The following is a 21,962-nucleotide window of genomic DNA, read 5'->3' as shown; positions in this document are numbered from 1 at the left end:
ATGGCGGACCCTACCCGGCCTCGACCAATTTCGGCGCCACCTCGGTCGGAACCCTCGCCATCCGCCGCTTCCTGAGACCCGTCAGCTATCAGGGCTTTCCAAAGGAATTGCTGCCTGAAGATTTGCAAGGAGAACCGGCATGATTGCCCCGACCGACCTGCGCGAGATCATCCGCCATGGGCTTTTGTCCTTTCCCGTCACGCCCTTCGACGATCAGGACCGCTTCAATCCCAAGCCCTTCGCCGCGCATCTGGAATGGCTGTCCTCATATCCGGTCGCGGGGCTTATCGTCGCGGGCGGCACCGGAGAGCTGTTTTCCCTGACCCCCGGCGAGGTGGTCGAGGTGGTCAAGACCGCGCGCGCCGTCGCGGGCGATGCGCCGGTGATCGCGGGCTGCGGCTATGGCACCCGGATCGCCTGCGACATGGCGCGCGAGATCGAGGCCGCAGGCGGCGACGGCATCCTGCTGCTGCCGCATTACCTGACCGAAGCCCCGGCCGACGGCATCGCCGCGCGGGTGCGGGCGGTCTGCAAGGCCACGAATATGGGCGTCATCGTCTATAATCGCGGGCAGGCGCGGGTCAGTGCCGAACAGCTTGCCCAGCTTGCCGATGAATGCCCGAACCTGATCGGCTTCAAGGACGGCACCGGCGATATCGACACCGTGCGCCGCGTGACCGTGACCATGGGCGACCGGCTGTCCTATATCGGCGGGATGCCCACGCATGAGCTGTTCGCGCAGGCCTATAAGGGGGCGGGGATGCCGACCTATTCCTCGGCGGTGTTCAACTTCGTGCCGGAAACCGCGCTGAAGTTCCACGCGGCGTTCAGCGCCGGCGACGATGCCACCTGCGAGGCGATGCTGCGCGATTTCTATTATCCCTTCGCCAAGATCCGCGACCGCAAGGCGGGCTATGCCGTGTCGGCGATCAAGGCGGGCGTGCGCCTGCGCGGCTTTGACGCCGGGCCGGTGCGTGCGCCGCTGATGGATCTGACCGATGAGGAAATGGCCATGATGCAAAGCCTGATCGAGGCTGCGAAATGACGCTTCAGTCGGTTCTGAACGGCATTTCCGGCATTCTGGTCACGCCCTTCGATGGCGATGACAGGCTGGCTCCGGCGCGGTTGCGGCCGGTCATCGACCGGGCGCTGGCCGCCGGGCTGCACATCCCCGTGGTGAACGGAAATACCGGCGAATTCTATGCCCTGACCGTCGATGAGGCCGAAACCATGTGCGCCGAGGTGGTGGGCATGGTGGCGGGTCGCGCGCCGGTTCTGGCGGGTGTCGGACGCTCGGTCAAGGATGCGTGCCGGTTGGCGGGTTCGGCGGCGCGGGCGGGGGCTGCGGGGCTGATGGTGCATCAGCCGCCCGATCCCTTCGTCGCGCCGCGCGGTGTGGTCGAATATGTCAGGCGCATCGCCGATGCAGGCGACGGTTTGCCGCTGATGCTGTATCTGCGCAACGATGCCATCGGGATCCGGGCGATTGCCGATCTGTGCGCCATTCCGGGCGTCATCGGCGTGAAATGGGCCACGCCCAACCCGCTGAAACTGGCCGAGGCGATTGCCGCCTGCGATCCGGGCATCATCTGGGTCGGCGGGCTGGCCGAGGTCTGGGCGCCCGCGCTGTATGCGGTGGGGGCGCGGGGCTTTACCTCGGGGCTGATCAACATCTGGCCGGAACGCTCGCTGGCCATTCACGCGGCGCTGGAGGGCGGCAATTACGCCAAAGCCCGCAGCCTGATCGCCGACATGGCCGCGTTCGAGGAGATCCGCGCCGAGGAAATGAACGGCACCAATGTCACCGGCGTCAAGGCGGCGCTGGCGGCGATGGGACAGGATTGCGGCCCGACCCGGCCCCCGGCGGCATGGCCGCTGACCGCGACGCAGCAGGCCAGGATGCAGGACTTCCTGACATCGCGGGGCCTGCTTGCCGCCGAACTTACGACCGGCTGATCCGCGCCTGCGGGCCAGCCAGCCCCCGGGGAGGCGGGGGCAGAGCCAATGATCCAAGGCCAAAAACCATAGGGAGGAGTCCAAGATGTATCTGCGCAAGGCAGCCGCCTGTCTGTCCACCACCATCCTTGCACTGGGGATTGCCCCGGCTTTCGCACAGGATGCCAGCCGCGACGTGACCATCGTTCTGGCCGAGGCCGTCGATGTGGTCGAACCCTGCATGGCCGCGCGTCAGGATGTGGGCCGCGTCATGTCGGAAAACGTCAATGAAATGATGGTCGAGTTCGACTATGTGAACGGCGGGTTGAAGCCGCGTCTGGCGACGGAATGGAGCCAGATCGACGATGACACATGGGAATTCAAGCTGCGTCCCGGCGTGATGTGGCATGACGGCACGCCTTTCACCGCCAAGGATGTGCAATTCACCATCGAACGCAACAAGAACCCGAAATTCAGCTGCGAGACCGGCGGCAAGTATTTCGGCAGCATGGATTTCAGCTTCGAGATCCCCGACGACAACACCATCCGCATCACCACCACGCCGCCGCAGCCGATCCTGCCGCTGCTGATGTCGGTCATGCCCATCGAATCCGCCGCGACCACCCCACCCGATGAATTCGACCGCAAGCCGCAAGGCACCGGCCCCTATGTCTTCAGCGACTGGAAGATCGGCCAGTCTATCACCCTGACCCGCAATCCCGACTATTGGGGCGAACAGCCTCAGGTCGAAAAGGCGACCTATCTGTTCCGCTCGGACAGCGCGGTGGCGGCGGCGATCGTGCAGACCGGCGAGGCCGATATCGTGCCCTCGATCGCGATGCAGGATGCGACGAACACGGAAACCGACTTCAGCTATCCGAATTCGGAAACCACCTCGCTGCGGATCGACACGCGGGTCGCGCCGACGAATGACCGGCGCGTGCGCGAGGCGATGAACCTTGCTATCGACCGCGAGGCGATGCTGGGCACGCTGTTCCCCGCCGATGCGCAGATCGCCACGCATCTGGTCGTGCCCACGACCATTGGCTACAATCCCGATATCCCCGTCTGGCCCTATGATCCCGACCGCGCCAAGGAACTGATCGCCGAGGCCAAGGCGGATGGCGTGCCCGTCGATCAGGAAATCCGCATCATCGGGCGCAACGGCCAATATCCCAACGCCACCGAGACGATGGAGGCGATCATGGCCATGCTGCAGGATATCGGCCTGAACGTGAAGCTGGACATGTATGACGTGTCGGTCTGGAACAATTACTTCGTGTCGCCCTTTGTCGCCGACAGCGGCCCGACCCTGACCCAATCGCAGCATGACAATGCCACCGGCGATCCCGTGTTCACGGCTTATGTGAAATGGGGCTCGAAGGGGACGCATTCGATGGTCAACGACCCGACCGTGGATGAGATGATCGCGAAAGCCAGCGCCGCGACCGGCGACGAACGCACCAAGCTGTGGCAAGAGCTGTTCACCAAGGTGAACACCGACATCGTCGCCGATATTCCGATGTTCCATATGGTCGGCTTTACCCGCGTCTCGCCCCGGCTGGACTTCCAGCCGACCATCGCCACGAACTCGGAACTGCAGCTGTCGCAGATCAAGTTCAAGTAACCCGCGACGGGCCGGAGCGATCCGGCCCGCATCCCCCCTTTTTCCAGAGGATTTGCCATGCCCCTGTTCGACCGCGCCGCATTGCTGGAATTCGCCACCAATCTGCTGACCGCCGCCGGGATGGAGACCGACAAGGCCGCGATCACCGCCGAAGTGCTGGTCGAAGGCGACATGATCGGCCATGAAACCCACGGCCTGCAACTGATGCACTGGTATGTCGAGGAACTGGCCAGCGGCAATCTGAACGGCACCGGCAGCTATGACATCGTGGCCGACAAGGGCGCGGGCTTTGTCTGGGACGGCCGCCTGCTGCCCGGCGCGTGGCTGTTGTCGCAGGCGCTGGATCAGGCCTGCGCGCGCGTGGCCCAGCACGGCATCGTCGGCGCGGCCATCCGCAATTGTCACCATACCTGCGCGCTGTCGGCCTATATGCGCAAGGTCACGGATCGGGGGCTGATCGTGCAGATCTCGGCCTCGAACCCGGCGGCGGCGCGCGTCGCGCCCTATGGCGGCACCAAGCCGGTGCTGACACCGAACCCGATTGCGATGGGCTTTCCGACCTCGGGCGATCCGATTCTGGTGGATGTGTCGTCGTCGATCACCACCACCACGATGACGCAGCTTCTGGCCAAACAGGGCGAGCGCTATCCCGAAGAATGGGGCCTGACCGCCGAAGGCGCGCCCACGGACGATCCGCGCGAGATCACGGAACGCGGCGGCTCGCTGATGCCGCTGGGCGGCGCGTTGAAGGGGCACAAGGGCTTTGGTCTGGCGCTGATGGTCGATCTGCTGGGGCAGGGGCTGTCGGGCAAGGGCCGGGCAAATACCGCCGCTCCGGGCCCGCTGGCGCAATCGGCCTTTGTGCAGGTGATTGACCCCGCCTTCTTTGCCGGGCTGGAGGCGTTCACGCAGCAGTCGGACTGGCTGGCCGATGGCTGCCGCACCAACCCGCCCGCGCCATGGACCAAGGGGCCGGTGCGCGTGCCGGGCGATAGCGCCTCGCGCAAGCGCCGTCAGGCGCTGGCGCAGGGCGTGCCGGTTGCCGAAAACGACCTGACGCGCATGGCCCGCCATGCCCAGCGACTGGGCGTCGCCATGCCGCAGGAACTGACCCCGGCCTGACGACCGCGCGGCGCGATCAGAACCGCCAGGTCGCGCCGATCACCGGGCCTTTCATCCGCGTGTCGAAGACATGGCCGTCGTCGTCGTAATCCACGTCCAGCACGCGATAGCCCACGGACAACGAAGCCCTGTCGGTGAGGACATAGTTCACCGTCGCCAGCACCGACCATGTCATGTCCGATCCGACGCCGAAGCCGCCGATATCGGCCTGCCCCTGTGCCGACCAGCGATCATTGATCCGCGCAAAGCCGCGGATCCCCACCAGCGGATCGAACCAGTCGAAGCTTTCCTTGTAGCTGCGGCTTTGTCCCAGCGCATTGACCGTCAATTCATTCGACACATGCCAATAGCGCGCGCCCGCCAGACCGTCCAAGGTCACCTCGGGCGTGTCGTAAAAGCGGTATCCCGCTTGCAGGGTCAGCATGAATTCCTTGGTATCGACATCGCCGCTGACCGGGATGCCCGCAGGGATGCCGGGCAGCGCGGGCAGATTGCCTGCCTTGCTGTTGGTGGTGTTGACGAACATCATGTCGCCCGAGACGACGATCTTGTCACGCCGCGCCCAGACATTCAGAAAACCGCCGAAATTCAGATCCTCCATCACCTCCGAGAAGCCTTTCTCGATGGGAACGGTCGGACCGGGCCGGAACGGAGAGATATTCCCCTTCAGACCCGAGGCCCACAGGTAAGGGGAAATCTGCACCACCCAGTCAGATCCGCCGGGTTCGGTCTGGGCATATGCCGCCTGCGAAAAGACCAGTCCCACCACGGACATCATCACCAACTTCATGCGTTCCCTCATTCTTCGTATTGCGCGCGCTTGCTTTGGCGCCGACCCGCACACATAGTGCCGTCAATCCATCGTTTTGTCTTGGCTGAAAAATTCCGTTTCGGACCGGGCATGCGGCGATTACCCATTTTTTGTGTCTTCTGTTCAGACGAGGCTGCCATGACACTGACTGCACGATATATTGCCTGTGTGCTTGCACTGACCGCCGGGCTGGCTTCGGGCACAGCCGACGCCTGCACCCGTCTGGTGTATCACGGGGCGAACGATCAGATCATTACCGCCCGGTCGATGGATTGGCGGCTGGATATCGGCACCAATCTTTGGGTGCTGCCCAAGGGCATTGCGCGCACCGGCGAAGCGGGGCCGAATTCGATCGAATGGACCGCGAAATATGGCAGCGTCGTGGCGACGGGCTATGACGTGGCCACCACGGATGGCATGAATGAGGCCGGGCTGGTCGCGAATGTGCTGTGGCTGGTTGAATCGGAATATCCGAAATATGACGGCAGCCAGCCGGGCCTCGCGATTTCGCTGTGGGCGCAATACATGCTGGACAATTTCGCCACCGTCGCCGAGGCGATCACCGCCATCGAGGCCGAGCCCTATGTGCTGGTGACCGACAGCGTGCCGGGCGAAGAGCGTCTGGCCACGCTGCACCTGTCCATTTCCGATTCCACCGGCGACAGCGCGATTGTGGAATATATCGACGGCAAGCAGGTGATCCACCACAGCCGCGATTATCAGGTGATGACCAATTCGCCGATCTTCGATGAGCAACTGGCGCTGAACGCCTATTGGAAGGAAATCGGCGGCACCGTCATGCTGCCCGGCACGAACCGCGCGGCGGATCGCTTTGCCCGCGCCTCGTTCTATATCGACGCGATCCCCAAGACCGAAAATGCCGTCGAAACGCTGGCCAGCGTCTTTGGGGTGATCCGCAATGCCTCGGTCCCGTTCGGCATCACGACGCCCGATCAGCCCAATATCTCATCGACGCGCTGGCGCACGGTCGCGGATCACAAGCGCAAGCTGTATTTCTTTGAATCCGCGCTGACGCCGAACACGTTCTGGGTCGATCTGAATACGCTGGATTTCAGCGAAGGCGCGAAAGTGCTGAAGCTGGATCTGGGGCCGAACCAGACCAATACCTTCTCGGGTGTGGCGAACGACAAGTTCAAAGAAACCGAACCGTTCAAGTTTCTTGGCCTGTAAATGAAAAAGGCCCCCGGTGACGGGGGCCTTTCCAATTCTGCCGGATGGATCAGAAATCCATCTTCACGCCCAGCGTGATGGTGCGGCCCGGCGCATAAAGCGGGTCGATGTCGCGGGCCAGAACCCCGCCACGTACCACGTCACGCTCGCCATAGCTGGAGCGTTCGTAATAGGTGCGGTCGAACAGGTTATCGATGCCCAGATGCACCGCGACATTTTCATAATTCGCGGGACGCCATTCGCCATAGACGTTCACAACCGTATAGGCGCTTTCGTCATAGAAGCCCGCTTCGGTCATGTCGCCGCTGGACAGCTTGTCGGCCCATTCCAGCGCCGCGCCGACTTTCAGGTTATACTGCGCAAGCTCCTGATCGACGAACAGCGTGGCGGTCTTGCCGACCGGAACCGCCGCACCACCGCCCGGCAGCACGTCGACGCCGCCTTGCGTCACATCGGCCTTGGTGAAGCTGCCGCCCACGCGACCCGAGCCCCAGCTATAGGTGCCTTGCAGGGTGAAACCCTTGCTGCGGTATTCGTCGACATTGCCCAGATAATAGGGCTCTTCGTCAAAGATGAACTCGCCCATCTTCTTCAGGCGGGTGTCAAAGAAGGTCAGATTGCCGGTCCAGTTGTCCTGCGCGGCGTTCAGGCCCAGCTTGATGTTCTGCGCCTTCGAGGGCTCGTAATCCGGCGAGGTGTAAAGATCCGCGGTCCGGGCGTGCAGCAGCGCATATTCGCTGACGCGATAGCCCAGCCATGTATGCGACGCGCCGGCAAAGACCTCGTAGCCTTCGGCGAATTCATAGGACAGCGTGCCGTTGACGCTGGCGCCGGTATCGCTGACGCGTTCGCCGTTCCAGTCGGTGAAGCGGTGATGATCGACGCGCGCGCCGGTCGACAGGTCGATGCCGTTTTCAAATTCAAAGCGGCCCTGCACGAAGGCGCCGATCTGCATCGTCTCCATGGTCCAGTAACGGCGGTTCGTGTCGCCGTAATTGTCCACGTCGTAATCGTTATACGCCCAGTCGATTCCCGAGGTGATATTGCCCGGACCCATGACATAGGTGTTTTGCAGCTTGCCGCCGATGGTGCGGTTCTTCAGCTTCATGTCGCCGTTCACATCGTCCGGGATATAGTTCGGACGATCATACCGGTTGTTGGTGACATAGATCAGCGCCTCGGGATCCCAGGCATCGGTGGGCGAGGTCGAGCTGTATTTCAGGCTGACCGAGTCGCGCGTTACCTTCATCGGGAAGACCAGCTTGTCGGCGTTCAGGTCCATGTTCATCTTGATGGTGCGGTCGGCATCATCTTCGGTATGGTCCAGCGCCAGTTCGATGCGGTGGCCTTCGGCTTCATAGCCCAGCTTGACCAGCGCGCCTTGCGCGCCCGGCTCGGTTCCGGGGATCTCGTAGCCGTCGCCGTTTTCATAGTTCTTGCCGTCGGTGCCATGCACCATGGCGAACCAGTCAAAGCCGCCATAGACGCCGTAACCCGCCAGCGAGGCCGACAGGCCGCGCCCGTTCGTGCCATAGGACAGGCCCACGCGACCGCCCTGCGTGCGGCCATCGGTCAGCAGATCCTTGGCGCCCACGGTTTCATAACGCACGGCACCCGCCGCCGCGCCAAAGCCGCTGTCGGCAGCGGCGGCGCCCGCCTCGACCTCGACCGATTTCAGGAAGGCGGGATCGACCACGTTCGATCCGGTATGGTGCCAACTGGTCGGGCCCTGCGGCACGCCGTCAATGGTCACGGCCAGCGCCGATTGTTCCAGACCGAACACATGGATGCGCTTGGCCGGACCCGCGCCACCCGAAACCGTCACGGCCGATGAGCGTCCGAACAGTTCGGACACATCGGCGGGCTGCATCGCCTCGATGTCGTCCGGGGACACGGAAACGCCGCCCGTCGCTTCGACATTTTCCTGCCCGTTGGCGATCAGCGTGATCGGCTGCAGCACAACGGCATTTCCTGCGGGCGCGGTGGCCAGATCCTGCGCCGAAAGCGCGGTTGCCAAGGCCAGCGTCGATACGCCGGTCAGCGCGAAAATAAGTGATGTTCTCATCGGATTCCCTCGTCCCCGTGATTATCGCGCGGGTTCTAAGGGCAGGGTCGTGCGGACCACAAGTGTTTTACTCAGGTATTGGTCAGTAATGTTTATCGAAACAATCAGGAATGTTGCCGGAATGTCGCAATCGGGCAGCACGCAGGAAGGGCTGGCACAAGGGGATGGATTGCGGCTAATCCTCGGGCCAGCAAATCCGATCAAGCGCATGAGGGCCGATGAGCATCCACCTCTATCAGAACGATCTGCCCGAGGGGCTGGATCTTGGCCCGGTCGTGGCGATCGATACCGAGACGATGGGGCTGGACATGCGCCGCGACCGGCTGTGTCTGGTGCAGCTTTCTTCGGGCGATGGTTCGGCGCATCTGGTGCAGATCGCGCGCGGGCAGCGCAGCGCGCCCAATCTGGCGCGGCTGCTGGCCGATCCCAAGGTGCTGAAACTGTTCCATTATGGCCGCTTCGATATCGCCGCGCTGGAGGCGGCCTTCGGTGTCGTCACCGCCCCCGTCTGGTGCACCAAGATCGCCAGCAAGATGATCCGCACCTTCACCGACCGGCACGGGCTGAAATACCTGCTGGCCGAACTGGTGGGCGTCGACATCTCGAAACAGCAGCAGACCAGCGACTGGGGCGCGGAAACGCTGTCGGATGCACAACTGGAATACGCGGCCTCGGACGTGCTGCATCTGCACCGGCTGAAGGCCGAACTGGAAAAGCGGCTGGAACGCGAAGGCCGCACGGGTCTGGCGCAGGCCTGCTTTGATTTCCTTCCTGCCCGCGCCCATCTGGACCTGATGGGCTGGGGGGATGAAAATGACATCTTCAAGCACTAGATGGCTGGCATGAACGCATATCTTGATACGGCCCGCCGCGTGATCCAGACCGAGATCGAGGGGCTGCGCCAGCTTTCCGACGGGCTGGATGACAGCTTCACCCGCGCGCTTGAACTGATCCTTGCCGCCAAGGGCCGGGTCATCGTCTCGGGCATGGGCAAATCGGGCCATGTCGGGCGCAAGATCGCGGCGACCCTGGCCTCGACCGGGACACCGGCGCAGTTCGTCCACCCCGCCGAGGCCAGCCATGGCGATCTGGGCATGGTGACCGAGGCCGATGTGGCGCTGGTGCTGTCGAACTCGGGCGAGACTCCCGAGCTTGCCGACCTGATCGCCCATACCCGCCGCTTCAACATCCCGCTGATCGGCGTGGCCAGCCGTCCGCAATCGACGCTGCTGCGGCAGGCGGATGTGGCGCTGGTTCTGCCCACCGCGCCCGAAGCCTGCGGCACGGGGATCGTGCCCACGACCTCGACCACGATGACGCTGGCCTTGGGCGATGCGCTGGCGATTGCGCTGATGGAGCATCGCAAGTTCACGCCCGAACATTTCCGCACCTTCCATCCCGGCGGCAAGCTGGGCGCCAAGCTGTCGCGGGTCGAGGATCTGATGCATCGCGACATTCCGCTGGTGGCCGAGGATGCGCCGATGTCGGACGCGCTGCTGGTCATCAGCCAAAAGGGCTTTGGCGTCACCGGCGTGACGGACGGGCAGGGCAATCTGACCGGCATCATCACCGATGGCGACTTGCGGCGGCATATGGAGGGCTTGCTGACCCACCGCGCGGGCGAGGTGATGACCCGCAACCCGCGCAGCATCGCGCCACAGAATCTGGCCGAGCAGGCGCTGCACGAGATGCAGTCGCGCAAGATCACCAGCCTGTTCGTGCTGGACGCAGCGCGGCCCGTGGGTCTGCTGCATATCCACGACTTTCTGCGCACCGGGATGGTCTAGGTCATGTTGCGGTCTCGGATCGTCGCATGGCTTCGGGTGATCCTGCCGCTGGCGGCGCTGGCGCTGCTGTCGGTGCTGTTCCTGCTGGGCCGCAAGCCCACGCCGGATGCGACGATCCCCTATGCCAATGTCGATCCACAGGATCTGGCCGAGCGGCAGGCCGTGACCAATCCGACCTATACCGGCGTGACCAGCAACGGCTCGCAACTGACCATCGCCGGGACCGAGGCCGTGCCGGGCAAGTCGGGCGAAGGCTCGGTCACCGATGTGCGCCTGACGCTGCGCGCGCCGGACGGGCGGGCGGCGGATGTGACGGCGGGAACCGCGCAGTTGCAGGACGGTCAGGTCACGCTGGGCGAAGGCGTGCGCATGACCACCGCCGATGGCTGGATCGTGACCGCGCCGGAATTTCACGCCGCCGTTTCCGAAGGCACGCTGAGTGCCGACCGCGAGGTGAATGTCCGCGCGCCTTTTGGCGATCTGACCGCCGGACAGATGGAACTGCGCCCCACAGCCCCCGAAAACCCCGATCACGTCCTTGATTTGAAGGGCGGAGTCCGGTTGATATACCGCCCATGACGCGCGCCCTGATCCCGGCCCCGCGCGCAGCTTCCGCAGCGAAAGGAACCACGATGATCCGCACCGGACTGCTGAGCCTTTCGTTATGCCTTGCGCTGGCTCAGACGGCAGGGGCGCAGGCGCAGACCGGCTTTGGCGCGGCGCAGGATATCGGCGCCCCGGTCGAGGTGACGGCCGATCAGTTGCAGGTCGATCAGGCCACGGGGCTTGCGACGTTTTCCGGCAATGTGCTGATCGGGCAAGGCGCGATGCGCCTGTCCGCCGATCGCGTGACCGTGACCTATGCGCAGGGCAATGCGCAGAAGATCAGCAAGCTGAAGGCCGAGGGCAATGTGACGCTGGCCAGTGGCGGTGACGCCGCCGAGGCGCAGGCCGCCGATTATGACGTGGGTTCGGGCAATGTCGTGCTGACGGGCGATGTGCTGCTGACGCAGGGCGCGAATGTGCTGGCGGGCGAAAAGGTGACGGTCAATCTGAAAAGCGGCACGGCCAACGCCTCGGGGCGGGTGCGCAGCGTGCTGCAATCTGGGGGCGGGAACTGATGACCGATTCGCCGAATGCGGGCCTGCGCGTGCGCGGCCTGCGCAAATCCTATCGCAACCGCCCCGTGATCCGCGAAGTCGCGCTGACGCTGGACCGCGGCGAGGTGGTGGCGCTTCTGGGGCCGAACGGATCGGGCAAGACGACCTGCTTTTACTGCGTGGCGGGCCTTGTCGCGCCCGATAGCGGGCAGGTGATGATCGACGGGCAGGACGCCACGCGACTGCCGATGTATCGCCGCGCACAGATGGGCATTGGCTATCTGCCACAGGAAATGTCGATTTTCCGCGGCCTTTCGGTCGAACAGAACATCACCGCCGTGCTGGAACTGGTCTGCCGCGACGCCCATCACCGGCGCGAGCGGCTGGAGACGCTGCTGGGCGAATTCTCGATCGAACATCTGCGCAATGCCTCGGCCATGGCGCTGTCGGGTGGGGAACGCCGCCGGGTGGAAATCGCGCGCTGCCTTGCCGCGAATCCGTCATATCTTTTGCTGGACGAACCTTTCGCGGGCGTCGATCCGATTGCGGTCGGCGAAATCCGCGGGCTGGTCCATGACCTGAAAAGCCGCGGCATCGGTGTGCTGATTACCGACCACAACGTGCGCGAGACCCTCGAGATAGTTGATCGCGCTTACATTCTTCACGATGGGCATGTGCTGAAATCCGGCACGACGGCCGAAATCGTCGAAGATGCGCAGGTCCGGCGCGTCTATCTGGGCGAAACCTTCCGGATGAACTGACTGCGATCAACTGTCGCGGCCCCGTTGACAGATGCGCATGGCTGTCACCAAATGGATATATGGCGGGCAGCTTACAGCCCGTCGATACCCCGGACGGCCGCGCCGCCTTGGGAGGGCGTGACGCACGGACGGGCAACCGAAAGGACGGACCAACATGCGCTACCAGATCAGTGGAAAACAGATCGACATCGGCGAAGCTCTTTCCACGCATGTCCAGACCGAAATTGGCACCACGGTGGACAAATATTCCCAGCGGCCGACGGATGCGACCGTCATATTTTCCCGCAACGCGCATGAATTCACCTGCGATGCCGTCGTGCATCTGTCCACCGGCCTGAACGTGCAGGCCAAAGGGGCCTCGACCGAGGTCTATGCCGCCTTTGAACAATGCAAGGAACGGATGGACAAACAGCTGCGCCGCTATAAGCGCCGCCTGAAGGACCATCACAAAGCCCGGGTCGAGCCGGTTGCCTTCGAACAGGCGGGCATGTATGTGCTGGCCGCCGACGAAGATGAATGGCATTCGCAGGACGACGGACTGCAACCCATGATCATCGCCGAGATGGAAACCCGCGTGCCCACCCTGTCGGTCGGCGATGCGGTGATGCAGATGGAATTGTCCGGCAGCCCTTTGCTGGTGTTCCGCAATGAGAAACATGGGGGCGTCAACGTCGTCCATCGCCGCGAAGATGGCAACGTGGGCTGGATTGATCCCCGCAATCTAAGCTAGACTGCACATTAAGGGCAGTCTGGTTCATGAAATGTCCCGGTCACGTTTTGCGCGGCCGGGGCTTGGATAATTTCGGGCGATATGCAGATCAGCGATATTCTCTCACCCTCCGCCGTGCGGACGATGACGCAAAGCACCAGCAAGAAGCGGTTGTTTCAGGAAATCGCCGAACAGGCGCGCAGCGTCTATGGCGTCGATACCGCGCAGACGCTGGACGCCTTGCAAGAACGGGAATCGCTGGGCCCGACCGGCGTGGGGCATGGCGTGGCCCTGCCGCATGCGCGGTTGCATGGGCTGGACCGTGTGGTCGGCCTGTTCCTGCGGCTGGAAAAGCCGCTGGATTTCGACGCCGTGGACCGCCAGCCGGTCGATCTGATCTTTGCGCTGCTGGCCCCCAAGAATTCGGGCGTGGACCATCTGAAGGCGCTGGCGCTGGTGTCGCGCACCCTGCGCGATCAGGATCTGCGCAGCAAACTGCGGGCCAACGAGGATCCGGTCGCCCTGCACGCCATGCTGTCCGCCGCACCGGGGATCAAGGCCGCGTAAGGCGTGAAATCAGCCGCCGATGATGGTATGATGCCCTTCCCGAAGGGGAGGACACAGGATGACCAAACACATCACCGATACTGCGCGTCAGACCGGCACCGGCCGGGTGCAGCACTTCACCCGGCAGGACCGCGAGGACGCCATTCATCCGGCAATCGCCAAGCTGCATGCGCGCCCGCAATCGCCTGACGATCAGGGCCAGCGCCGCCTGGCCGAGTTCACCCGGATCGAGCGCGGCCATACGGCCTGACATGACAAACGGCCGCGTCCTGTCGGGCGCGGCCGTTTTGATTCGGATATCCGGCGATCAGGCGCGGACCAGCGCCTCATAGGCGGCTGCGATGTCGCGGGTGGTCTGGCCGACCTGGAAATGCCAGTCATCGCCGATCTGAGCGACCGGCGTAACTTCGGCCGCCGTTCCGGTCAGGAAGCATTCCTGAAAATCCGCGACTTCCTCGGGCATGATGTGACGCTCATGCACGGTGACGCCCTTGTCTTTCAGCAACTGGATGATCGTCTGGCGGGTGATGCCGTTCAGGAAGGCATCGGCCAGCGGGGTATGCACCTCACCATCCTTCACGAAGAACACATTGGCGCCGGTCGCCTCGGCGACATAGCCGCGATAATCCATGAACAGCGCGTCCGAGCAGCCCTTGGCCTCGGCCGCGTGCTTCGACATCGTGCAGATCATGTAAAGGCCAGCGGCCTTGGCGGCGGTCGGGATGGTGTCGGGGCTGGGACGCTTCCATTTGGCGATGTCCAGTTTCGCGCCTTGCCATTTGGCATCGCCGTAATAGCTGCCCCATTCCCATGCGGCCACGGCCATGCGGACCGGATTGCGCGCCGCCGAGACGCCCATATCCAGACCCGAGCCGCGCCACATCACCGCGCGCACATAGGCATCGGTAAAGCCATTGGCCTTCAGCACGGCTTCCTTGGCCGCGTCGATTTCCTCGGCGGAATAGGGCGACTGCATGTCCAGCAGGCGTGCGGATTCGATCAGGCGCAGCGAATGCTCATGGCCCTTGAAGATCTTGCCGCTATAGCAGCGCTCGCCCTCGAATACCGAGCTTGCATAATGCAGGCCATGGGTCAGGATGTGCACGTTGGCATCGCGCCATTCCACCAGCTTGCCATCCATCCAGATTTTGCCATCGCGATCGTCGTAAGCGCCTGCCATTTTTCCCTCCGGCCGGTCTGTTTTTCATAAAGTTGCGCCGAGTCATCAGCTTCCGCATATAAAATTGCGCAACTTGGGCCAATCGCTATCTATTCATGATTGGAAAGTCAATGAGCCTGACGTAATAAGGGGTATGCATCAGGGGAAATCATGCAAAGCAAGATCGGCATCGTACCCAGCAGCGGCGAGAACCTGCTTTTTCTGACCGACGATCAGCTGCGTCGGGGCATCGAAGCCATGTTCTTCGCCTATCGCGCCTTTACCGCCGATCCCGATCTGATCCTTGCCGAACTGGATTATGGCCGCGCGCATCACCGGGCGATCCATTTCATCAATCGCGATCCGGGCCTGACGGTGACGGCGTTGCTGGATGTGCTGGGCGTGACCAAGCAATCTTTGAACCGCGTGCTGCGCACCCTGATCGAGGACGGGCTGGTGGAAAACCGCGTCGGCCGCCGCGACCGGCGCGAACGTCAGCTGTTCCTGACCGACACCGGCAATGCGCTGGAACGCCGCCTGTCCGAAGCGCAGCGCGCCCGGATGCGCGCGGCCTATCGCGCGGCGGGCCCGCAGGCCGTGGCCGGGTTCCGTCAGGTGCTTGAGGCGATGATGGACCGTGATACATTGCGCCAGTACAAGGCGTTGAAGGACATGACCCAGCCCTGATGACCCAGCAAGACGCGCCCTCGGCCCATATCCTTGTTGTCGATGACGACGAGCGGATCCGCAGCCTGCTGCGCCGCTTTCTGATGCGCAGCGGCTTTCTGGTCACGACGGCGCGCGACGCCGCCCATGCGCGGCGGCTGTTGTCCGGACTGGATTTCGACCTGATCGTGTTGGACGTGATGATGCCGGGCGAGGACGGGTTCTCCCTGACCCGCGACCTGCGCAAACGGCTAAGCGTGCCGATCCTGCTGCTGACGGCCAAGGGCGAAACCCAGGACCGAATCACCGGGCTGGAAAACGGCGCCGACGATTATCTGCCCAAACCGTTCGAGCCGCGCGAATTGCTGCTGCGCATCTCGGCCATTCTGCGCCGCGTGCCGGCTGTGGAAAATCGCGGCCCGAAATATCTGACCATCGGTCATCTGCGCTATGACTGCGACAAGGGCGAACTTTGGCAGGGCGATGTGCCGCTGCGCCTGACCGGCACCGAACACGCTTTGCTGAAACGTCTGGCGGATACGCCGCGCCACGCGGTCAGCCGCGGCGAGCTGATCGAGGATCTGGGCCGCAGCCCGGCCGAGGATGCGGGCGAAAATTCGGAACGCGCCATCGACGTGCAGATCACGCGCCTGCGCCGCAAGATCGAGCCCGACCCGAAAGAGCCGCGCTATCTGCAGACCGTGCGCGGGACGGGTTACATGCTGGTCCCGGACTAGGCTGCGATACCGCCGATCGCGCGGCCGGTTTTGAGTATTTGTAGAACAGAGAAACCCAGAAGCGCCGCGCCTCGGCTTCTTCGTTCTTCAAATACTCATGCAAGGCCAGCAACGCGCGGAGCGGATGCAAAAGGGGCCCGAAGGCCCCCTTTCATGTCAGGCGAATGCGCCGTGGCAATGTTTGAACTTCTTCCCCGAGCCGCAGGGGCAGACGTCATTCCGTGACGGGTTGCCCCAGGTGCTGGGGTCGGTTTCGTCAAAGCCCGGCGCGCGGCCCGAGGCTTCGCCGCCTTCGGCTTCCTCATGGCTGGCTTCCAGATGCGCCTGCGTGTCATCCTGTTGCTGCTGATACTGGCGCATCATGTCTTCGCGCTCGGCATCGGTCAGCGGGCGGATGCGGGCCAGTTGCTGGGTCACGTCGAAGCGCAGCCCGTCCAGCATCGATTCGAAAAGCTGGAAGCCTTCGGTCTTGTATTCCGACAAGGGATCGCGCTGCGCATAGCCGCGGAAGCCCACGACGCTGCGCAGATGTTCCAACGTGATCAGATGTTCGCGCCATTTGCCGTCGATCTGCTGCAGCAGAACCTGCTTTTCGATCTGGCGCATGTTGTCCGGGCCGAACTGTTCGGCCTTCTGCGCCATATAGGTATCGACCGATTGCTGGATACGTTCGCGCATCGCGTCCTGATCGACGCCATCCTCGGCGGCCCAGTCGGCAATCGGCAGGTCCATGTTCAGCCGCTCGATCACGGCGGCTTTCAAGCCGTCGGTATCCCATTGCTCGGCATAAGAGCGGGGCGGCAGGTGCTGATCGACCAGATCGTCGACCACCTGCGCGCGCATGTCGCCTGCGACCTCTGCCACTTCTTCTGTATGCATGATCTCCAGACGCTGGCTGAAGATCGCCTTGCGCTGGTCGTTCATCACATCGTCAAATTTCAGCAATTGCTTGCGGATGTCGAAGTTACGGCCTTCGACCTTGGCCTGTGCGCGTTCCAAGGACTTGTTCACCCAAGGATGGATGATCGCCTCGCCGTCCTTCATGCCCAGCGTGGAAAGCACCTTGTCCAGCCGTTCCGAGCCGAAGATCCGCATCAGATCGTCTTCCAACGACAGGAAGAACAGCGACCGTCCGGGGTCGCCCTGACGGCCCGAGCGGCCGCGCAGCTGGTTGTCGATCCGGCGCGATTCGTGGCGTTCGGTGGCCAGAACGAACAGGCCGCCCGCATCCAGCACCTCTTGCTTGGCGGTGGCGTGTTCGGCCTCGATCCGGGCGCGCAGATCGTCGGGATTGGCTTCGGGATCGGCGGCCAGCGCCTGCATCACCTTCATTTCCACATTGCCGCCCAGCTGGATGTCGGTGCCGCGACCGGCCATGTTGGTGGCGATGGTGACGGCGCCCAGCTTGCCCGCTTCGGCAACGATATAGGCTTCGCGTTCGTGTTCGCGCGCGTTCAGGACGTTATGCGGGATGCCCGCTTGCGTCATCATCTGCGACAGCATTTCCGATTTCTCGATGCTGGTCGTGCCGACAAGGATCGGCTGGCCCTTGGCATGGGCTTCCTTGATCGCCTCGATCACGGCGGCATATTTCTCGGTCGCGGTGCGATAGACGCGGTCATGTTCGTCGATACGCTGGATCGGGCGGTTCGTCGGCACCTCGACCACGCCCAGCTTGTAGATCTCGGCGAATTCCTCGGCTTCGGTGGCCGCGGTGCCGGTCATGCCGCCAAGCTTGGCGTAAAGCCGGAAATAGTTCTGGAAGGTGACCGAGGCCAGCGTCACGTTTTCGGGCTGGATCGTCACGCCTTCCTTGGCTTCGATCGCCTGGTGCAGGCCATCGGACAGGCGGCGGCCCTTCATCATGCGGCCGGTGAATTCGTCGATCAGCACGATTTCATCGTCGCGCACGATATAATGCTGGTCGCGCTGGAACAGCTTGTGCGCGCGCATCGCCTGATTGACGTGATGCACGATGGTGGTGGATTCGGGATCATACAGCGTCTGGTCCTGCGGCAGCACGCCCACGGCTTGCAGCCGTTTTTCCAGAAACTCGTTGCCTTCCTCGGTGAAGGTGGCGTTTCGGGTCTTTTCGTCCAGCTTGTAATGCTCGGGCTGCAGCTCGGGCATATACTGGTCGATGGTCTTGTAAAGCTCGCTGCGGTCCTGCGACGGCCCCGAGATGATCAGCGGCGTGCGCGCCTCATCGACAAGGATACTGTCCACCTCGTCGACGATGGCGAAGAAATGGCCGCGCTGGACCATCTGGTCGATCGAGCCCTTCATGTTGTCGCGCAGATAGTCGAAGCCCAGCTCGTTATTGGTCGCATAGGTCACGTCGGCCTGATAGGCCTGCCGCTTTTCCAGATCGTCCTGAAACGGATAGACGACGCCCGTGGTCATGCCCAGATGCGCGAAAACCTTGCTCATCCATTCGGCGTCGCGCTTGGCCAGATAGTCGTTGACGGTGACGACATGCACGCCCTTGCCCGCCAAAGCGTTCAGATAGGCCGGGAAGGTGGCGACAAGGGTCTTGCCCTCGCCGGTCTTCATTTCGGCGATATTGCCCTGATGCAGGAAGATGCCGCCCATCAGCTGGGTGTCGAAGGCCCGCAGACCAAGCGCGCGACGCGCGCCTTCGCGGCAGTTGGCAAAGGCCTCGGGCAGCAGTTTGTCCAGACTTTCACCGCCTTGCGCGCGTTGCTGCAATTCGCGGGTCTTTGCAATCTGGTCCTCGTCGGACATGGCGCGGAAGCTGTCTTCCAGCGCGTTGACCTGTGCCACCAGAGGGCGGACCGATTTCACCTTGCGGTCATTGGGCGTGCCAAAGACCAGTTTAGCCAAGTTTCCAATGCCGAGCATGTGAGCCTTCATCGCGTATCTGTGGGTGCGCAGGACGTTCCGCCCACTTGCCGCCACCGCTCGCCTTGCCCTATCACAAGGGCCGGAAAAACGGCGACGGGCGCGCATTTTCGGTTGGGCCGGATGTATGCCTCGGATGCCTGACTGTCAATGTTTGCGCGGGTTCACCTATGCGTGGATGCGCGTTTGTCGAACACGTCCCAGGAAAGGGAAAACCATGCTGAAACAGCTTCTCGCCGCGACTGCCCTTGCCGCCACGCTGGTCGGTCCTGCCTTTGCGCAGGATGCCGATACGGTCGTTGCCACCGTGAATGGCGAAACCATCACGCTGGGCCAGTTGATCGCGATGCGGCAGGGACTGGATCCGCAGACGACGCAGGGCCTGCCCGACGCGGCGCTGTGGGATCTGATGCTGGATCAGATGGTGCGTCAGACCGCCGTGGCCCAGCAGGCGCAGCCGCTGAGCAAACGCGACACCGCCGCGCTGGAAATTGAGCGTCGCGCCTATCTGGCCGGTTCCGTGCTGGAAAAGGTCGCCGGGGCCGAGCCGACGGAAGACGAGTTGAAAGCCGCCTATGATCAGGCCTTTGGCGGCGAGACGCAGCCCAAGATCGAATACAACGCCGCGCATATTCTGGTGAAAACCAAGGAAGAAGCCGACGCGATCGAGGCGCAGTTGAAGGATGGCGGCGATTTCGGCGCCATCGCCGCCGAGAAATCGACCGATCCGACCTCGGGTCCGAACAAGGGCGATCTGGGGTGGTTCCAGCCCGAACAGATGGTCGCCCCCTTCGCCGATGCCGTGAAGGCGATGAAGAAAGGCGAGATCTCGGCCCCGGTCGAAACGCAGTTCGGCTGGCATGTCATCAAGCTGGTCGATGAGCGCGAAACCCAACCCCCGAAATTCGACGAGATCAAGGACCAGCTTGCCGTTCAGGTTCGCCGCGATAAGGTGCAGGCCGAGATCGAAAAACGCGTGGCTGAATCCAAGGTCGAAAAGACCGAGGGTCTGAGCCCTGACCTGCTGGGCAAGACCGAGCTTCTGGGGGAATAAAGATGCCGAAACCCGACAAGAAGGCCAAGCTCTCGGATGCCGAGAAGCTGAAGTCCTTGAAAAAGAAGATGAAGAAGCTGAAAGCCGAGGCCGCCGAGAAAGAGGCGGCCGGCATCGGCCCGCGCGTCGAGGCGGTGACCAAGGCCGTCGTCGCCAAGACCACGAAAAAGGAAAAGCTGGTGTCGCCTCTGGCTCCGGCCAGCTTTCCCGATCTTCCGGTGATTGCGGGGGTCGAATTCGCGGCAGGCGCGGCGGGCGTCAAATACAAGGGCCGCACCGATGTCATGCTGGTGAAGCTGGCCGCGGGCACGTCGATTGCCGGCGCGTTCACCAAATCCTCGACCCGCGCGGCCAGCATTCTGGACTGTCAGGCCAAGCTTGCGGGCAAGCAGGAAACCGGGCAGGGCGCGGCGATCATCGTGAATTCGGGCAATGCCAATGCCTTTACCGGCGTGAACGGGCAGGCCGCCGTGGACAAGGTGACGGGCGGCGTCGCGTCTGCGCTGTCGATCCCGCGCGACCGGGTGTTTTCTTCATCGACCGGGGTGATCGGCGAGCCGCTGCCCGCGGATCGCATCACCGCGATCATCGGCGATCTGTCGCGCGGCATGGATGCTGCGGGCGTGGCCGATGCCGCGCAGGCCATCATGACGACCGACACCTTCCCCAAGGGTGCCGCTGCCAGCTTTGCGGGCGAGGGCGGTGAGATCCGCATCGTCGGCATCGCCAAAGGCTCGGGCATGATCGCGCCCGACATGGCGACGATGCTGGTCTATATCTTCACCGATGCGGCCATCGCGCCGGAAATGCTGCAAAAGCTGCTGAATGCGCAGCTGGCGGCGACCTTCAACGCGATCACGGTGGACAGCGATACCTCGACCTCGGACGCGCTGATTCTGGCAGCGACGGGGAAATCGGCTGCGGCGCCGATCACCGATCTGCGCTCGGCCACTGCGCGGCGCTTTGCCAAGGCGCTGGGGCAGGTGATGCTGGATCTGGCGCATCAGGTGGTCAAGGATGGCGAGGGCGCGACGAAATTCGTCGAGGTGCAGGTGACGGGCGCGGCCAGCGCCGGTGACGCGCATCGCGTTGCCATGGCCATCGCCAATTCGCCGCTGGTCAAGACCGCCATCGCTGGCGAGGATGCCAATTGGGGCCGCGTCGTCATGGCCGTCGGCAAATCCGGCGCGCAGGCGGATCGCGACAAGCTGACCATCCGCTTTGGCGACATGGTGCTGGCCGAAAACGGCTGGCGCGCGCCCAGCTATGACGAAGCCGCCGCCAGCGCCTATATGAAACGCGATCATCTGGTGGTCGGCGTCGATCTGGGGATGGGGCGTGGCAAGCGCACGGTCTGGACCTGCGATCTGACGCATGGCTATATCGACATCAACGCCGATTACCGCTCATGAAGCTGGTGCTTGTCGCGGCCGTCGCCCTGATCGATACGGACGGCCGCGTGCTTCTGGCGCAGCGCCCCGAGGGGAAATCCCTTGCGGGCCTGTGGGAATTTCCGGGCGGCAAGGTCGAGGCGGGCGAAACTCCCGAGGCCGCGCTGATCCGGGAATTGCACGAAGAGCTGGCGATCGAGACATGGCAGTCCTGTCTGGCCCCGCTGACTTTCGCCAGCCACAGCTACGACAATTTCCACCTGTTAATGCCGCTATATGTCTGCAGGCGCTGGAATGGCGTGCCGGTGCCGCAGGAAGGGCAGACGCTTGCCTGGTCATCTGCTGCTGATTTGAGCAATTACCCTATGCCGCCAGCGGATGTGCCCATAATTCCGATCTTGCGCGACTGGTTATGATG

Annotated in this window: 22 protein-coding genes; 18 read left to right on the top strand and 4 right to left on the bottom strand. The window is 63.2% G+C overall.

The annotated features are described in order from the left end of the window. The first annotated feature begins 142 nt into the window (after positions 1 to 142). The 4 genes from GL284_RS02005 to GL284_RS01990 all read left to right on the top strand — a co-directional run bounded on the left by GL284_RS02005 (position 143) and on the right by GL284_RS01990 (position 4,684). Positions 143 to 1,045, top strand: coding sequence for a 5-dehydro-4-deoxyglucarate dehydratase (locus GL284_RS02005; protein ID WP_425274163.1), 903 nt, complete (start codon positions 143 to 145; stop codon positions 1,043 to 1,045). After that, on the top strand, positions 1,042 to 1,956 hold the full coding sequence (locus tag GL284_RS02000; protein WP_155042957.1) for a dihydrodipicolinate synthase family protein: 915 nt from the start codon (positions 1,042 to 1,044) through the stop codon (positions 1,954 to 1,956). Before GL284_RS02005 ends, GL284_RS02000 begins: the two co-directional genes overlap by 4 nt. A gap of 85 nt (positions 1,957 to 2,041) precedes the next feature. Continuing rightward, positions 2,042 to 3,562: an ABC transporter substrate-binding protein gene (locus GL284_RS01995; protein ID WP_155042956.1), complete on the top strand. Its 1,521-nt coding sequence runs from the start codon at positions 2,042 to 2,044 to the stop codon at positions 3,560 to 3,562. A gap of 57 nt (positions 3,563 to 3,619) precedes the next feature. Next, positions 3,620 to 4,684 carry an Ldh family oxidoreductase gene (locus tag GL284_RS01990; RefSeq protein ID WP_155042955.1) on the top strand — a complete coding sequence of 355 codons (1,065 nt, stop codon included), beginning with the start codon at positions 3,620 to 3,622 and terminating at the stop codon, positions 4,682 to 4,684. 16 nt (positions 4,685 to 4,700) lie between these two features. Here the strand turns inward: GL284_RS01990 and GL284_RS01985 are convergent, their stop codons facing one another. Further along, complete coding sequence (locus GL284_RS01985; protein ID WP_230382882.1) at positions 4,701 to 5,474, bottom strand: porin family protein; 774 nt, start codon at positions 5,472 to 5,474, stop codon at positions 4,701 to 4,703. 159 nt (positions 5,475 to 5,633) lie between these two features. Between GL284_RS01985 and GL284_RS01980 the strand changes: the two genes are divergently transcribed. Further along, positions 5,634 to 6,686 (top strand): linear amide C-N hydrolase, encoded by a 1,053-nt coding sequence (locus tag GL284_RS01980; protein WP_155042954.1) that lies wholly within the window; start codon positions 5,634 to 5,636, stop codon positions 6,684 to 6,686. Positions 6,687 to 6,735: 49 nt separating this feature from the next. Here GL284_RS01980 and GL284_RS01975 read toward each other — a convergent pair whose 3' ends face one another. Further along, positions 6,736 to 8,751, bottom strand: a complete 2,016-nt coding sequence (locus GL284_RS01975; protein WP_155042953.1) for a TonB-dependent receptor domain-containing protein — start codon at positions 8,749 to 8,751, stop codon at positions 6,736 to 6,738. 218 nt (positions 8,752 to 8,969) lie between these two features. On the opposite strand from GL284_RS01975, the gene GL284_RS01970 reads away from it, so the two are divergent. From GL284_RS01970 to GL284_RS01935, 8 genes are all read left to right on the top strand, one after another. After that, complete coding sequence (locus GL284_RS01970; protein ID WP_155042952.1) at positions 8,970 to 9,584, top strand: ribonuclease D; 615 nt, start codon at positions 8,970 to 8,972, stop codon at positions 9,582 to 9,584. A gap of 9 nt (positions 9,585 to 9,593) precedes the next feature. Further along, entirely contained in the window at positions 9,594 to 10,538 is a 945-nt protein-coding gene (locus GL284_RS01965) for a KpsF/GutQ family sugar-phosphate isomerase (protein WP_155042951.1), read from the top strand. A 3-nt stretch (positions 10,539 to 10,541) separates the two neighbouring features. After that, on the top strand, positions 10,542 to 11,117 hold the full coding sequence (gene lptC / locus GL284_RS01960; protein ID WP_155042950.1) for an LPS export ABC transporter periplasmic protein LptC: 576 nt from the start codon (positions 10,542 to 10,544) through the stop codon (positions 11,115 to 11,117). 53 nt (positions 11,118 to 11,170) lie between these two features. Then, positions 11,171 to 11,659 (top strand): lipopolysaccharide transport periplasmic protein LptA, encoded by a 489-nt coding sequence (gene lptA / locus GL284_RS01955; protein WP_155042949.1) that lies wholly within the window; start codon positions 11,171 to 11,173, stop codon positions 11,657 to 11,659. Next, positions 11,659 to 12,399, top strand: a complete 741-nt coding sequence (lptB, locus tag GL284_RS01950) for an LPS export ABC transporter ATP-binding protein (protein WP_155042948.1) — start codon at positions 11,659 to 11,661, stop codon at positions 12,397 to 12,399. Before lptA ends, lptB begins: the two co-directional genes overlap by 1 nt. A 154-nt stretch (positions 12,400 to 12,553) precedes the next feature. Beyond that, positions 12,554 to 13,129: a ribosome hibernation-promoting factor, HPF/YfiA family gene (hpf, locus tag GL284_RS01945; RefSeq protein WP_155042947.1), complete on the top strand. Its 576-nt coding sequence runs from the start codon at positions 12,554 to 12,556 to the stop codon at positions 13,127 to 13,129. Between the two features lie 81 nt (positions 13,130 to 13,210). Then, on the top strand, positions 13,211 to 13,675 hold the full coding sequence (locus tag GL284_RS01940; RefSeq protein ID WP_155042946.1) for a PTS sugar transporter subunit IIA: 465 nt from the start codon (positions 13,211 to 13,213) through the stop codon (positions 13,673 to 13,675). 58 nt (positions 13,676 to 13,733) lie between these two features. Then, complete coding sequence (locus GL284_RS01935; protein ID WP_155042945.1) at positions 13,734 to 13,925, top strand: hypothetical protein; 192 nt, start codon at positions 13,734 to 13,736, stop codon at positions 13,923 to 13,925. 57 nt (positions 13,926 to 13,982) lie between these two features. On the opposite strand, the gene GL284_RS01930 is transcribed toward GL284_RS01935, so the two are convergent. Next, positions 13,983 to 14,855: a branched-chain amino acid aminotransferase gene (locus GL284_RS01930; RefSeq protein ID WP_155042944.1), complete on the bottom strand. Its 873-nt coding sequence runs from the start codon at positions 14,853 to 14,855 to the stop codon at positions 13,983 to 13,985. A 150-nt stretch (positions 14,856 to 15,005) separates the two neighbouring features. Here GL284_RS01930 and GL284_RS01925 point away from each other — a divergent pair, with 150 nt between their 5' ends. Together GL284_RS01925 and GL284_RS01920 are read left to right on the top strand one after the other, a co-directional pair. Further along, entirely contained in the window at positions 15,006 to 15,521 is a 516-nt protein-coding gene (locus GL284_RS01925) for a MarR family winged helix-turn-helix transcriptional regulator (RefSeq protein ID WP_155042943.1), read from the top strand. Next, entirely contained in the window at positions 15,521 to 16,237 is a 717-nt protein-coding gene (locus GL284_RS01920) for a response regulator (protein WP_155042942.1), read from the top strand. The genes GL284_RS01925 and GL284_RS01920 overlap by 1 nt, the downstream gene beginning before the upstream one ends. 156 nt (positions 16,238 to 16,393) lie before the next feature. Here GL284_RS01920 and secA read toward each other — a convergent pair whose 3' ends face one another. After that, on the bottom strand, positions 16,394 to 19,099 hold the full coding sequence (gene secA / locus GL284_RS01915) for a preprotein translocase subunit SecA (protein WP_155042941.1): 2,706 nt from the start codon (positions 19,097 to 19,099) through the stop codon (positions 16,394 to 16,396). A 217-nt stretch (positions 19,100 to 19,316) separates the two neighbouring features. Between secA and GL284_RS01910 the strand changes: the two genes are divergently transcribed. From GL284_RS01910 to mutT, 3 genes are read left to right on the top strand one after another with little or no spacing between them, the layout of a single operon-like run. Then, positions 19,317 to 20,153 (top strand): peptidylprolyl isomerase, encoded by an 837-nt coding sequence (locus GL284_RS01910; RefSeq protein ID WP_155042940.1) that lies wholly within the window; start codon positions 19,317 to 19,319, stop codon positions 20,151 to 20,153. 2 nt (positions 20,154 to 20,155) lie between these two features. Then, on the top strand, positions 20,156 to 21,565 hold the full coding sequence (gene argJ, locus GL284_RS01905) for a bifunctional glutamate N-acetyltransferase/amino-acid acetyltransferase ArgJ (protein ID WP_155042939.1): 1,410 nt from the start codon (positions 20,156 to 20,158) through the stop codon (positions 21,563 to 21,565). Beyond that, a complete protein-coding gene (mutT, locus tag GL284_RS01900) occupies positions 21,562 to 21,960 on the top strand; it encodes an 8-oxo-dGTP diphosphatase MutT (protein WP_155042938.1) in 399 nt (132 codons plus the stop codon). The genes argJ and mutT overlap by 4 nt, the downstream gene beginning before the upstream one ends. Positions 21,961 to 21,962: the final 2 nt, after the last annotated feature.

It is taken from the genome of Paracoccus shanxieyensis (assembly GCF_009711265.1).
Taxonomy (GTDB): domain Bacteria; phylum Pseudomonadota; class Alphaproteobacteria; order Rhodobacterales; family Rhodobacteraceae; genus Paracoccus; species Paracoccus shanxieyensis.
Note: the sequence above shows the minus strand (reverse complement) of the source record. Positions and strands in the feature narration are given on the sequence as shown.